Origin of the sequence: Mycobacterium rhizamassiliense (assembly GCF_900157375.1) — a bacterium.
Classification (GTDB): Bacteria; Actinomycetota; Actinomycetes; order Mycobacteriales; family Mycobacteriaceae; genus Mycobacterium; species Mycobacterium rhizamassiliense.
The window spans coordinates 1,806,658-1,820,552 of record NZ_LT721901.1 but is presented as its reverse complement, the minus strand read 5'-3'; the positions used below and the strand labels follow the sequence as shown (position 1 = coordinate 1,820,552).

The 13,895-nt window shown below is 68.5% G+C and carries 7 protein-coding genes; all 7 read right to left on the bottom strand.

All coding sequences use genetic code 11. The features are described from left to right. Nucleotide 1: 1 nt before the first annotated feature. Nucleotides 2-1,372 carry a tetratricopeptide repeat protein gene (locus MRAB57_RS08775; protein ID WP_077087214.1) on the bottom strand — a complete coding sequence of 457 codons (1,371 nt, stop codon included), beginning with the start codon at nucleotides 1,370-1,372 and terminating at the stop codon, nucleotides 2-4. Between the two features lie 36 nt (nucleotides 1,373-1,408). Then, nucleotides 1,409-2,983: an acyl-CoA carboxylase subunit beta gene (locus MRAB57_RS08770; protein ID WP_077087213.1), complete on the bottom strand. Its 1,575-nt coding sequence runs from the start codon at nucleotides 2,981-2,983 to the stop codon at nucleotides 1,409-1,411. After that, nucleotides 2,983-8,331 (bottom strand): polyketide synthase Pks13, encoded by a 5,349-nt coding sequence (gene pks13, locus MRAB57_RS08765; protein ID WP_077090488.1) that lies wholly within the window; start codon nucleotides 8,329-8,331, stop codon nucleotides 2,983-2,985. The genes MRAB57_RS08770 and pks13 overlap by 1 nt, the downstream gene beginning before the upstream one ends. Before the next feature lie 92 nt (nucleotides 8,332-8,423). Continuing rightward, a complete protein-coding gene (gene fadD32, locus MRAB57_RS08760; protein ID WP_077087212.1) occupies nucleotides 8,424-10,316 on the bottom strand; it encodes a long-chain-fatty-acid--AMP ligase FadD32 in 1,893 nt (630 codons plus the stop codon). Nucleotides 10,317-10,565: 249 nt separating this feature from the next. Continuing rightward, nucleotides 10,566-11,606, bottom strand: a complete 1,041-nt coding sequence (gene culp6, locus MRAB57_RS08755) for a carboxylesterase Culp6 (protein WP_077087211.1) — start codon at nucleotides 11,604-11,606, stop codon at nucleotides 10,566-10,568. Nucleotides 11,607-11,738: 132 nt separating this feature from the next. Next, nucleotides 11,739-12,650 carry an esterase family protein gene (locus MRAB57_RS08750; RefSeq protein ID WP_077087210.1) on the bottom strand — a complete coding sequence of 304 codons (912 nt, stop codon included), beginning with the start codon at nucleotides 12,648-12,650 and terminating at the stop codon, nucleotides 11,739-11,741. A gap of 159 nt (nucleotides 12,651-12,809) precedes the next feature. Continuing rightward, on the bottom strand, nucleotides 12,810-13,844 hold the full coding sequence (locus MRAB57_RS08745; protein WP_077087209.1) for an esterase family protein: 1,035 nt from the start codon (nucleotides 13,842-13,844) through the stop codon (nucleotides 12,810-12,812). Nucleotides 13,845-13,895: the final 51 nt, after the last annotated feature.

Sequence of the window (13,895 nt, the reverse complement as noted above, 5' to 3'; positions counted from 1 at the left end):
GCTACACCTTTGCGCTGCCATCCCAGAACAGGGGCAGGCCGGTCCAGGTTTGGGTGTCGACGAAGTGCAGCATCGTTCGCGATGCCTCGGTGAGCTCGTGGTCGCCGCCGAGCAGCCGCGTGCAGTCGTCGATCAGCCGCCGGGTGCGCTGTCCTGCCGTCTCGAATTCGTGCCCCTCCCAGAACTGCCAGGCCAAAAAGTAGCGCCACAGCAGGGTCTCGTGAGCGTCATTGCCCGCGGCACGGACACTTCGCGACAACGCCTTCTTCGCGGCCACAACGTTTTCCATCAAGTCGGCGCGCTGGGAGCGCTCGTCGTCGGCGTCCTCGGTCACCTTGTCGACCGCGTCGTCGTCGAGGTTGCCCGGTTCCCCCCAGTCCCGCCCCGGGGGCTGGTCGACGTCGCGCTCCTCGGATTCCATGTCGACGAACAATTCGAACGCGAGGCTGCGCACCTCGTCGAGGTCCTGCTCCCACTCGGTGCGCACCGCCGCCAGTTGCTCGCGGGCGGCGGCGGTCAGTGGGTGCTCGTCGCCGAGGCCGCGGGCCAGGTCGTCGGCCAGCGGCTCCCACTCGGAGATCCAGTCCACGTCGTTGCCCGCGGTCCTCGGCGTCCACAGCGCCAGAATGTAACGCGCCTGCAGGGTGATCTCGTTGTCCTGGCCGAGCGCATTGCCGGCCGCCGTGATCAACTCGTCGAGACTCTTGAGCACGAAAGTGGTTGCGCCCGTGGCTTCGCCGAGCCACGCCAGCCGCGTTAGTTGGGTGGCCAGGGTCTCGGGGTGGTGTTCGCCCAGGCGTTGTCGGCGGTACATGACCACGGACACCGCATCCGAGCTTGCGCCGAACGGGTCGCCGAGATCGTAGCGCGCCTGCGCCACCATGTAGGCCGCCGAAAGCGTCACCTCGTGCTCGACGCCGAACGCGCGAGTCTCGGCCCCGCACAACCGCACCCAGCGCACCAGCCTGCTGCCGGGATCCTCGTCGGGATACTCGACGTAGGCCACCACATGGATCGCGCGCAGTGTGTCGGTGTGCTCGACGCCCAGCGCGTGAACCATGGCCGGAAGCAGTTGGCGCAGTTGGTCAACCGCCGCGGGGTCACCGAGCAAGAAGCGCCACCGCGCCACCGCGCCCGCCACCACGAGGGTCTCTGGGTGTTCAGGTCCGAGTGCTTCGCGACGAACGTCCAGCACCGCGGCGGCGTCACGGACGGCGCCCGGGGTGTCGCCGGCGTTCTGCCGCGCCTCGGCCAACGCCAGCAGCGCGGTCAGCGTCGTTTCGTGTCGTGGTCCCAGCGCGTCATGCGCCGACTGCCAGGCCTGTAGGGCTCCCGCGACGGGATCGACTGCGTCCCCTGGGTTTTCGGACATGCGTTTCCCCCTACGCGCAGGACCGGCGCCGGGTCCTTAGATCGGGATCAGCCCGTGCTTGCGTCCGACCCGGAACCAGAGTTGCTTGTCCCGCAACAGCTTCAGCGACTTGCGGATCAGCAGCCGGGTGTCGTGCGGGTCGACGACCGCGTCGATGAAGCCGCGCTCGGCGGCGGTCCACGGGATCGCCATATTCTCGTTGTAGCCCTCGATGAAGTCCTTCTTGATCTGCTGGGCCTCGGGCGTGGTCGGGTCCGGGAAGCGCTTCATCAGCAGCTGGGCGGCACCCTCGGCGCCGATCACCGCGATGCGCGCGGTGGGCCAGGCGTAGTTGAAGTCGGCGGTCAGCTGCCGCGAGCCCATCACGGCGTAGGCGCCGCCGTAGGACTTGCGGATGGTGATCGTCACCTTCGGGACGTCGGCCTCGACGACGGAGTACAGGAACCGGCCGCCGCGCTTGATGATGCCGTTCTTCTCCTGCTCGGCACCCGGCAGAAATCCGGGCGTATCCACCACAAAAACCAGCGGGAGCTCGAACGCGTCGCAGAACCGGATGAACCGGGCGGCCTTGTCGGAGGCCTCGTTGTCGATGGACCCGGCCAGGTACATGGGCTGATTGGCGACCACGCCGACAGGACGCCCGTCCACCCGGGCGAACCCGGTGATGATGGCCGGCCCGTGCTGCGCGGCGACATCCAGGAAGTCGCCGTCGTCGAAGATGCGCAGCAGGATCTCGTGCATGTCGTAGGCCGCGTTGTCGGAGTCCGGGACGATCGCGTCGAGCTCCAGGTCGGTGGGGGTGATCTCGGGCTCCAGCCCGGGATTGATGGTCGGCGGTTTGTCGAAGCAGTTGGACGGCAGGAACGACAGGAAGTCGCGCACGTACTGGAACGCCCCGGCCTCGGAGTCCACCACCTGGTGGATGTTGCCGTTGCGGGCCTGGGCATCGGAACCGCCGAGCTCGTCGAGCGTCACGTCCTCGCCGGTGACCTCGCGGATCACGTCGGGCCCGGTGACGAAGAAGTAGCCCTGATCGCGCACCGAGACCAGCAGGTCGTCCTGGATCGGCGAATACACCGCTCCCCCAGCGCATTTGCCGAAGATCAGGGAGATCTGCGGCACGATGCCGGACAGCGCCTCGTGGCGGCGGCCCAGCTCGGCATACCACGCCAGCGAAGTGACCGCGTCCTGGATGCGGGCGCCGCCCGAATCCTGGATGCCGACGATCGGGCACCCGACCATCGCGCACCACTCCATCAGCCGGGCCACCTTGCGGCCGAACATCTCGCCCACCGTGCCCTGGAACACCGTCTGGTCGTGCGAGAACACCCCGACCGGCCGGCCGTCGATCATGGCATGCCCGGTGATGCAGCCGTCGCCGTAGAGCGCGTTGGGGTCGTTCGGCGTCTTGGCCAGCGCCCCGGTCTCCAGGAAGGTCCCCGGGTCGACCAGTGCGTGGATGCGCGAGCGTGCGCTGGGGATGCCCTTCGCGTCCCGCTTGGCTGCGGCCTTCTCGCCGCCGGGCTCCTTGGCCAACTCAAGGCGGCGACGCAGATCGGCCAGCTTCTCGGCGGCGCTGTGGGGGGAGGGAGCCGGGGCGGTGTCCGTCACTACTTGCCTACCTCACTTGTCCGGTGGCGGTCGGCCTCGATGGTGTCCAGCGCCTGGGACATGTGGGCGCCGACCTTCGCGATGATCGGCTCGTCGATGGCCTGGATGTGCTCGCCACCGATCGGCACGACCTCGAGGTCCGCCACGTAGTCGCCCCAGCCACCGTCCGGCTTGCGAATGCCGAAACGAGGCTCGAACTCAATCACGTCGTCATGGTAACGATCGGCCATGTAGAGGGTGACGTGCCCGTCGTACGACCGGTACTCCGCGGTTTCCAGCGCCCGGTTGTCCAGGTACGACGTGCGCTGGTGCTCGATGATCCCGCCGGGGATCTGCACGCCGCTCTGGCTGATGATGTCCAGGATGAACCGGACCTGACCCTCGTCGTCGAGCGACTCGAGGTGCTCGTACGGGATCGCTGGGATCTCCACGTTGAACGTCCGCTCGGCGAACCGGGCGTAGCGGGCCCAGCGCTTGCGGGTCTCCTCCTGGGTCTGCGGGATCTCTTCGCCGGGCATCACGGTGTCGATCAGCCCGACGAATCGGACGTCCTTACCCAGCTGCTTCAGCCCGATCGCGCAGGCGTAGGCCAGCGCCCCGCCCAGCGACCAGCCGGCCAGCAGGTAAGGCCCGTCGCCCTGCATCTCGATCAGCTTCGGCACGTACTGCGTCGCGCGCTCCTCGATGGTGCCCTCGACGCGCTCGAAGCCGTACATCGGTGTGTCCGCCGGAAGCCGGTTGAGCAGCGGCTCGTAGACCACCGTCGAACCGCCCGCGGCGTGGAACACGAACACCGGCGCCTTGGCATCGCCCTCGGCCCGCGGCCGGATCGTGCGGACGAAGCCGTCGATCTGACCGGACTCCAGGTACTGACGGACCTTCTCGCCCAGCGCCTCGATGGTCTCCGAGGTCAGCACGTCCTCGGCGGTGATCGGGCCCTCGGCGCGCTCGGAGAGCCGCTGCGCCATCTTGGCGGCGGTCTCCTCGTTCACCTTGGGCAGCGGGTTGAAGATGCCGCCGGCGGACTTGCCGGTCACGATCGCCCACGTGGCAAACGCGACCCGCTCGGCCGCATCGCGCGGCGGCACATCGGAATTCAGTGCCTTGGCGACGGCCTCCTGGCTGAGCGCATCCGCCGCCCCGGCCAGATTCGGCTGGGTCCCGTTGGCGCCGTTCGTCTTCGGGCCGGACGGATCGGTCGGCGGCGGCGGAATCGGGATGTCCGATGCCGGCGGTGGGGCCGATTGCGGGTCCGGCTCCGCCTGCGGGTCAGGGGCCGGCGCCGCCACCGAGGCCGGCGTCGCGCCGCTGAGCAGTTGCGCCTGCTCCCGGGCGATCTCGTCGGCCGTCTGCGTCTTCTGGTGCTCGGCCAGCTCCTGGACCTCGTCGCGGTGTTCGACCGCGTACTCGATCAGCTGCTCGATGTTGTACAGGTTGGCGTCGCGCACGGCCGTCAATTGGATTGGGGGCAGGTCGAAGTCGTATTCGACGCGGTTCTTGATCCGCACCGCCATCAACGAGTCCAGGCCCAGCTCGATCAGCGGGACCTCCCACGGCAGGTCCTCGGGTTCGTAGCCCATCGCCGCCGCGACGATCATGCCCAGCCGTTCGGGGATCGTCTCTCCCGAATCCGCTGACCACCTTCCTATTCCGGCCGGCATGTAGCGGTTGGTCAGGCTGTCCGACAGCGTCTCGGCGTCGTCATCGTCGACCACACCCGTCGTGATCGGCGCGGCGGGCGCACCGGCGTCGGACGTGCCCTCGGCGATCGCGGTGCCCGCACCGACCGCGGCGGGCAGCACGGCGGCCGAACCGCCCCGGGTGACCAGCGCGTCGTAGACGAGCGTGAAGGACTCGTCGATGCGGGCGTGCACCTGGATCGACGCGCCACCGGGGTGCCGGGTCAGCGTCGTCACCAACCGGGCGCCCACGCCGGGCACCGCCCGCTGCTCCGAGGCGGTCAGCTGCGCGTCCGGCAGCACCGCCGTCGCGGCGGAGCGCACCAGCGCGGCGAGGTCGGTCTTCTCGCGCGGCGCGAACTCCCACACGTGGCGGCCGTCGGGCAGCGCGACGTGGTTGCCCGGCATCAGGACCGAGCTGTCGCCGGCGAAGTGCGCGTCGAGCCAGTGCTCCTTGCGCTTGAACCGGGTCGGCGGGATGTTCGCGTAGTCCTGCGGGCCCATGGCGCGGCTGAACAGCGTCCGGATGTCCAGGTCGTGGCCGAAGACGAAGAGCTGCGCCATGGTCGAGACCATGGACTCGACCTCGTCCTGCTTGCGGGCCAGCGTCGCGATCAGCTGCGCGTCGTGCAGCCCGGCCGACGCGGTGGTCAGTCCAATCTGCATGAGCGCCACCGGGTTTGGTGCCAGCTCGAGGAAGGTGGTGTACCCGCTGTCGACGGCGTTGCGGACGCCGTGGGTGAAGTACACCGAATGCCGCATGCCCTTGATCCAGTAGTCCACGTCGTGGATCGGCTGGCCGCCGGGCTTGACGAAGGTGCCCTCGTGCACGGTCGAGAAGATGCCGATGTTGGGGGTCAGGGCCTTGATGCCCTGCAGCTCCGCGGAGAACTCGCCGAGCAGCGGGTCCATCTGCGAGGTGTGCCCGGCGCCCTTGGTCTGCAGCTTGCGGGCGAACTTGCCCTCGGATTCCGCGCGCGCGACGATCGCGTCGATCTGATCGGGCGGGCCGCCGATGACGGTCTGGCTGGGCGCGGCGTAGACGCACACCTCGAGGTCGGGGAAGTCGGCGAACACCGTCTTGAGCTCGTCAGCGGAGTATTCGACGATCGCCATGAACCGGATGTACTCGCCGAACAGCATCGACTCGCCCTCGCCCATCAGGTGCGAGCGCGAGCAGATCACGCGGGTGGCGTCCTCGAGCGACAAGCCGCCGGCGAAGTAGGCCGACGCGGGCTCACCCAGCGACTGCCCCACCACCGCAGCGGGTTTGGCGCCGTGGTGCTTGAGCAGCTCGCCCAGCGCGATCTGGATCGCGTAGATGGTGACGTTGCTGGTCTCGATGCCGTAGTCGTGCGAGTCGTCCAGGATCAGCTCGAGCACCGAGTAGCCGCGCTCGTCCTGGATCAGCGCGTCGACCTTCTCGATCCACTCCGCGAATACCTCGTTGCGCAGGTACAGGCTTTTGGCCATCTTGCGGTGCTGCGCGCCGAAACCGGCCATCGCCCACACCGGGCCGTTGGTCACCGGGCCGTCGACGCTGAACACGTTCGGCCGCTGCTTGCCCTCGGCGACCGCGCGCAGGCCCTTGACGGCCTCCTCGTGGTCGTGGGCCAGCACCACCGCGCGCGAACGCCCGTGGTTGCGCCGCGACAGCGCGCGCCCGATGGACTCCAGCGACGACGCCTGGCCCTCCGGGCTTTCCATCCAGTCGGCGAGCTCGGCGGCCGCGGCCTTCTTGCGCGACGTCAGGAACGCCGACACCGCGAGCGGGATCAGTGGCTTGGTCGGCTCCGATTCCTCTTGTGCAGCAAGCTCTTCCAGCGCGACTCGTTTGAGTTCCAGCGCCTCTTCGGTCACGCCGGGCAGCTCGTAGGCCGGCTCGGCGGCCGCATACTCGTCGGTGATGATCTCGCCGTATTCGTCGAACCGCAGCGCGTGGCCCTCCAGGGCGGGCGCGTCGGCCGGGTCCGCGGCGGCATCGCCCGGCGCGATGATCGCGGCCTCGGGCTCCGGCTCGCGTTCGATGACGTCACGCGGCAACACCTCGCGCACCACCAGGTGCGCGTTGGCCCCGCCGAAGCCGAAGCTCGACACCCCGGCCACCGCGTAACCGCCGTAGCGCGGCCAATCCGTCGCGGTGTCAATGACTTTCAGGTGCATGCCGTCGAAGTCGATGTACGGGCTGGGCCCGGCGAAGTTGATGGACGGCGGCAGCTTGTCGTGCTGCAGCGCCAGCACCACCTTGGCCATGGCGGCCACCCCGGCGGCGGACTCCAGGTGGCCGATGTTGGTCTTGATCGCGCCGAGCAGCGCCGGCCGATCGGCGGGGCGTCCGCGGCCGACCACCCGGCCCAGCGCCTCGGCCTCGATCGGGTCGCCGAGGATGGTGCCGGTGCCGTGCGCCTCGATGTAGTCGACGGTGCGCGGGTCGATGCCGGCGTCCTTGTAGGCCCGGCGCAGCACCTCGGCCTGCGCGTCCTGGTTGGGGGCGATCAGGCCGTTGGACCGGCCGTCGTGGTTGATGGCGCTACCGGCGATGACGGCCAGGATCTGATCGCCGTCGCGGCGGGCATCGTCGATCCGCTTGAGCACCAGCATGCCGGCGCCCTCGGAGCGCGTGTAGCCGTCGGCGTCGGCGGAGAAGGACTTGATGCGGCCGTCGGGGGCCAGCACCGCGCCGATCTCGTCGAACCCGAGCGTGACCGCGGGAGTGATCAGCGCGTTGACGCCACCGGCGACGGCCACGTCGCACTCGCCGTTGCGCAGCGCCTGCACCGCCTGGTGCGTCGCCACCAACGAGCTCGAGCAGGCGGTGTCGACGGCGACCGACGGGCCGCGGAAGTCGTAGAAGTACGACACCCGGTTGGCGATGATGGCCGTCGAGTTACCAGTGATCGCGTAGGGGTGCGCGATGGTCGGGTCCGAGATCGCAAGGTAGCCATAGTCGTTGTTGGTGAAGCCGACGTAGACGCCCACGGCCTCGCCGCGCAGGCTGGACGCCGGGATGCGCGCGTGTTCGAGCGCCTCCCACGTCAGCTCCAGCGCCATCCGCTGCTGCGGGTCGATGTTGTCGGCCTCGGTCTTGGCGACCGCGAAGAACTCGGAGTCGAAGCCCTTGATGTCCTTCAGGTAGCCGCCGCGGGTGCGGGCGGCCGCGACGCGGGCGGCCAGCCGGGGCTCTTCGAGGAACTCCGACCAGCGCCCCTCGGGCAGGTCGGTGATGGCGTCGCGGCCCTCCATCAGGGCCTGCCAGGTTTCGTCCGGGCTGTTCATGTCGCCGGGCAGCCGGGTCGACAACCCGACGATCGCGATGTCGACACGCTCGGCCGGGCCGGTGCGCGTCCAGTCGGCGCCGTCGAGATCGTCGTCGGGGCGATCGGGTTCGCCCTCGATGATGCGGGTGGCCAGCGACTCGATGGTCGGATGCTGGAAGGCCACCGCGACCGACAGCGTGACACCGGTCATGTCCTCGATGTCGGCGGCCATCGCCACGGCGTCGCGCGACGACAGGCCCAGCTCCACCATCGGAACGGACTCGTCGATCGCGTCGGGCGACTGCCCGACGGCCCTGCCCACCCAGTTGCGCAACCACTGCCGCATCTCGGGGACCGTTAAAGTGCGCCGCTCCTCCTCATCGCTTCGCTCTGCATCGTCGCCGGCGCGCATGTCGGTCTTGCTGGCGGGCACCTCGCCGTCTGCGGGCGCGTCTTCGAAGTTGTCCGGCAGGTCAGATTCTGTGTCAGACATGGTTCCTGAATTCAGTCAGTGGACTTGGCAAAGGTGTCCGGGGAGCCGACACCGCTGCGCAGGCTGCCGTCGAGGTAGGCCGCCCGACAGGCGCGACGGCCGATCTTGCCGCTGGAGGTACGGGGAATCGACCCCGAGGACACCAGCAGCAAGTCACGGACGGTGACCCCGTGCCGAACGGCGACGGCCGCGCGGATGTCGTCGGCGATGGGTTGATAGTCGAGCTTGTGCGTACCTGCGGCGCGCTCGGCGACGATCACCAGCTGCTCGGAGGTGTCGTCGGGATCGAACTTGAGCCCGGCGTGCGGGTTGTCGAACACCGCCTGGGGAAGCTGGTTGGCCGGGACGGAGAAGGCTGCCACGTATCCGGTGCGCAGCGCCTTATTGGCCTCCTGCGCCGAGTACTCGACGTCCTGCGGGTAGTGGTTGCGGCCGTCGATGATGACGAGGTCTTTGATGCGGCCCGCGATATAGAGGTGGCCGTCCTGGTAAGTGCCGTAGTCGCCGGTGCGAACCCAGAGCCCGTCGTCCGCGGCACCCTCCGCGTGCGATTGGCCGACGCGCGACTTCAGGATGTTATGGAAAACCTCGGCGGTCTCCGCTTCCTTGCCCCAGTAGCCACCGCCCAGGTTGTTGCCGTGCAACCAGATCTCACCGACCTGCCCATCCGGCAGCTCGCTGGCGGTGTCGGGGTCGACGATGACAGCCCATTCGTCGACGCCGACCTTTCCCGCGGATACCTGAGCGACGGCGTTCGGTGCGTCGGGAGCCACCTCGACGAAGCGTTGGTTGTTCAGCTCGTCGCGGTCGACGTGGATGACCTTTGGCTCCTCTTCCGGCGGGGTGGTGGAGACGAACAGTGTCGCCTCGGCCAGACCGTAGGACGGCTTGATTGCCGTCTTCGGCAAACCGTAGGGCGCGAACGCCTCGTAGAACTTACGCATCGATGCCGGCGACACCGGCTCGCTGCCGTTGAGGATCGCCTTGACGTTGCTCAGGTCCAGGGGCGGCTCGTCGTCGCGGGGCAGGCCGCGGACGGCTGCGTGTTCAAAGGCGAAGTTGGGGGCGGCCGAGAAGACGCCGCCGGTTTCGCCGGGCTTGCGGGCGAGTTCGCGGAGCCATCGGCCGGGCCGGCGCACGAACGCGGCGGGCGTCATGAAGGTGAAGCTCTGGCCGAGCACCGGGGCGCACAGCGCCGTGATCAGGCCCATGTCGTGGAAGAACGGGAGCCACATGAGGCCGCGGTCGCCTTCGGCGCCTTCCAGGGCGACCAGCGTCTGCAGCACGTTGGTGGGCAGGTTCAGATGGCTGATCTGCACGCCGGTCGGTGTGCGGGTGGAGCCGGACGTGTACTGCAGGTAGGCGGTGGTGTTCTCGCCGGCCTCGGGCTCCACCCAGGTCGAGGCGACCTCGGTGGGCACCGCGTCGACGGCGATGACGCGGGGCCGTTCCTTGGCCGAACGGGCCCGGATGAACCTGCGGACGCCTTCGGCGGAGTCGCTGGTGGTCAGGATCGTCGACGGGGTGCAGTCGTCGAGCACGGCGTGCAGCCGGCCGACGTGACCGGGCTCGGCCGGGTCGAACAGCGGCACCGCAATCCGGCCGGAATACAGCGCGCCGAAGAAGGCGACGAGGTAGTTCAGGTCCTGCGGGCACAGAATGGCGATGCGGTCACCGGGCTGGGTGACCTGCTGCAGGCGAGCCCCGATGGCGCGGTTGCGGGCACTGAATTCGGACCAGACGATGTCGCGATAGACACCGTCGCGCTCGGTCGAGTAGTCGATGAACCGATAAGCCAGCTTGTTGCCGCGAACCTTGGCCCACTTCTCGACGTGACGAACCAGGTTCGTGCCCTCCGGGAACTTGATTTTTCCGTTCACGATGAATGGGTTGTGGTACGCCATTGCCGCCCTCTCCTGTTAAAACCGCCGGTCAGCTACACCGACGGTCCTGGTGTCGGCGTCGCCGACGATCTCCCCGCGCGCGATCCCTGCACGGCACAGCTTTGCGCAGGCCGTGAGACCTCTACCCGATCGGGAACCACCAAACTCTGATGCTCTTAATTTTCTCTTAATGTTAAGGGGCGGTGCGCGGCAGACCAAATCACAAGGTACCGCTGATTTCCCCCGGTACCGGCCTACCTTGCGGCCATGTCACCCATGTTTGGGATGCGGTGCGTTCTCGATGAGCCCGCGCGCCCAATTCAGCGCCCAATCCGTCGCCGGAGCCCCGTCCAGGGCCCAGCATTGTGTCGTGGCATACAGCGCGTGCACCGGCTGCGCCGCGCCGCCTGCCAGCGTATTCAGCGTGTTCGGCAGGTTCGCGATGCTGAACGCCTCCTGCGGGGCCGCGCAGATGAGGTCGCCCGGTGCGCAGATCTCGTTGGTCTTGTCGTTGAGGTCACCGAAACCACCGGGACGCGGGCCGGACATGGTCAGGCCGAGCCCGGCCAGCACCGGCACCTCGTGCAGGGTCACTTCGGCGCCCTCGCCCGGCGGGTTGGGGCCGACGTCTTTGCCCACGCCCTCCTGGCGACGGCCGTCGGCGATCACCGTCACGCCGAGCACCAGGTCGTCGTCGACGGGCCCACGCCCGTTGCCGATGTCACTGGCGATGTCGCCGGCGATCACCGCGCCCTGCGAAAACCCCAGCAGCACATAGCTGGTCAGCGGGCACTTGGTGTTCATGTCCGTCAACGCCTGGACCGCAGCCTTGGTGCCCTCGGCGCGGCTGTCGTTGTACGACATCTGCTTGACGCCGCCCAGCGGATTGTTGAACTGCGCCGTGTAGGGCACCGTGTACGTCTGCACGCGCGAGGACGGGAACTGCTGGGCGATCGCCAGAGTGTCCTTGTGCAGCAGCGCATTCGGGAACTGCACCGGGTTGAGCGGATCGTCCTGCGGCGACGACTCCCAGGTGCCGGGGATGATGATCATCTGCACGTCGGGGCAGGACGCGTCCTGCGACGCCGGGCGCGGCTTGTGCGGGTGGCTGGATGACGACGACGGCGGGATGATGCTCGACGGCACCGCGCTGGGCGGCGCCTCGGTGCTGCGCAACATGGTCACCACCGCGACGATCACCAGCAGTACGACGGCGGCCATCGACAGCGCCGCTCCCCACGCCAGGACCCGGCGCTGTTTGTTTCGGGCTTTCGCCGTCTTCGTGCTTCTGCCGGTTTTTGGGGTGGGCATGTTCTCCTGCTAGCAGAGTCGGTGGGTCGCAGCTTCGATAGCAGTCAAGCGGCCGTGATGCCCTCTGCTGCACTGCCTACACGGTACCGGCTCGGCGAATGTCGCCGTCCGGCCTGCTAGCGGGGTCGCGCGCTACCGGATGGCGCCGACGATGTCGCCGGACATAGCGCCCAGCTGACCCGACCACGAGCCCCAGTCGTTGCCACCGCCGCCCGGGAAGTCGAAGTGCCCGTTGTGCCCGCCGTTGTTGCGGTACTGCTGGTAGAACTCCCGCGAGCTGCCCATCGCCGCGCCGGCCTGGCCGATCATCGCGGCGTCGTCGCCGCCCATGTTGGTCGGGCTCCACACCCACAGCCGGGTGTTGTTCTGCGCCAACAGCGACGCGTGCACGTACGGGTCGTGCCACTTCCACCGACCCAGCTGCGGCGCGCCCCACATGCCGTTGCCGTCGACGCCGCCGAACTGCTGCAGGCCGGCCAGGATCGCGCCGTTGTAGTTGGTGCTCGACGGGTAGAGGAACCCGGACAACGAGCCGGCGAAGCCGAAGCGGTCCGGGTGGAAGGCGGCCAGCGCCATCGCGGCGTAGCCGCCCTGCGACGCGCCCACCGCGGCGTGGCCGCCGGGCGCCAGCCCCTTGTTCGCCGCCAGCCAGTCCGGCAGCTCGCTGGACAGGAAGGTGTCCCACTGCTTGCTGCCGTCCTGCTCCCAGTTGGTGTACATGCTCCACGCGCCGCCGGCCGGGGCCACCACCGAGATCCCCTTGCCGGCCATGGTGTTCATCCCATTACCGGCGGTGACCCAGTTGCTCACGTCCGGGCCTGCGTTGAAGGCGTCCAGCAGATACACCGCATGCGGCCCGCCGCCCAGGAAGGCCACCGGGATGGACCGTCCCATGGCGCCCGACGGCACCATCAGCGTCTCGTACCCCGCCGCCCTGGCCTTGCCGACCGTTCCCGCGCCCACCGCGACGCCGCCCACTCCGAGCGAGAGCGCGGCAACGCAGAACATCCGCAGCAGTATCGACAGACTCCGTACACCCCTCATGTCCACCCTCCATCGTCTGATCGCTGTCAGAACGATAACCAGGCGCGCAACCGGGCAGATCCGCAGGGTAGTGAAATAGGCCACACTCGGCGCAGCAACGGCCAACGGCGGCGCCCCTAGGGGACGCCGCCGTTGGCGGTAATGCTTTCGGCTACCGGTTTAGGTGCCCTGGGCGGGCGCGGCGGCGGCCGTGGCCGGGCCAGCGCCCGGCGTGGCGCCCAGCGCCGACTGCAGGTCAGGCAGCATGGCGTGCAGCTGCGCGCCCCAGTACGGCCAGTCGTGCGTGCCGTTGGCGTCGAAGTTCCACACGGCGTTGTGGCCGCCGGCCGCGTTGTACGCGTCCTGGAACTTCAGGTTGCTGGTGCGGACGAAACCCTCCAGGAACTTGGCGGGCAGGTTGTCGCCACCGAGGTCGGACGGCTTGCCGTTACCGCAGTACACCCAAATGCGGGTGTTGTTCGAGACCAGCTTGGCCACCTGCAGCGACGGGTCGTTGCGCTGCCAGGCCGGGTCCTCCTTGGGGCCCCACATGTCCTTGGTCTTGTAGCCACCGGCGTCGCCCATGGCCAGGCCGATCAGCGACGGGCCCATGCCCTGCGACGGGTCCAGCAGCGCCGACAGCGAGCCGGCGTACGGGAACTGGTCGGGGTGGAAGGCGGCCAGGATCAGCGCCGACGACCCGGCCATCGACAGACCGACCACGGCGCTGCCGTTCGGCTTGACCTGCTTGTTGGCCGACAAGTACTGCGGCAGCTCGCTGGTCAGGAAGGTCTCCCACTTGTAGGTGGTGCAACCGGCCTTACCGCAGGCGGGCGCGTACCAGTCCGAGTAGAAGCTGGACTGGCCACCGACCGGCATCACGACCGAGATGCCCGACTGGTTGTACCACTCGAAGGCGGGGGTGTTGATGTCCCAGCCGTTGAAGTCGTCCTGGGCGCGCATGCCGTCCAGCAGGTACAGGGCGGGAGAGTTGGCGCCACCGCTCTGGTACTGGATCTTGATGTCGCGACCCATGGCGGCCGACGGAACCTGCAAGTACTCAACCGGCAGACCCGGGCGAGAGAACGCCCCTGCGGTCGCCGGACCACCCACGACGCCGATCAGACCCGAAAGCAGGGCCGCGCCGGCGGCTCCAACCAAGAGTCGGCGTGGCGTGCGTGCCACGGCGCCGCGAAACCTGTCAACAAACGTCATTCTTTGCTTCCTCATCCTTTCGGCGCACCCTTCATGAAGGCGCGTCGTTGA

What these genes read in the sequence shown, in the direction of transcription:
- fadD32 (WP_077087212.1), bottom strand. Translation starts at nt 10,316, where the DNA reads ATGGCGTACCACAACCCATTCATCGTGAACGGAAAAATCAAGTTCCCG.
- culp6 (WP_077087211.1), bottom strand. Translation starts at nt 11,606, where the DNA reads ATGCCCACCCCAAAAACCGGCAGAAGCACGAAGACGGCGAAAGCCCGA.
- MRAB57_RS08750 (WP_077087210.1), bottom strand. Translation starts at nt 12,650, where the DNA reads ATGAGGGGTGTACGGAGTCTGTCGATACTGCTGCGGATGTTCTGCGTT.
- pks13 (WP_077090488.1), bottom strand. Translation starts at nt 8,331, where the DNA reads ATGCGCGCCGGCGACGATGCAGAGCGAAGCGATGAGGAGGAGCGGCGC.
- MRAB57_RS08775 (WP_077087214.1), bottom strand. Translation starts at nt 1,372, where the DNA reads ATGTCCGAAAACCCAGGGGACGCAGTCGATCCCGTCGCGGGAGCCCTA.
- MRAB57_RS08745 (WP_077087209.1), bottom strand. Translation starts at nt 13,844, where the DNA reads ATGACGTTTGTTGACAGGTTTCGCGGCGCCGTGGCACGCACGCCACGC.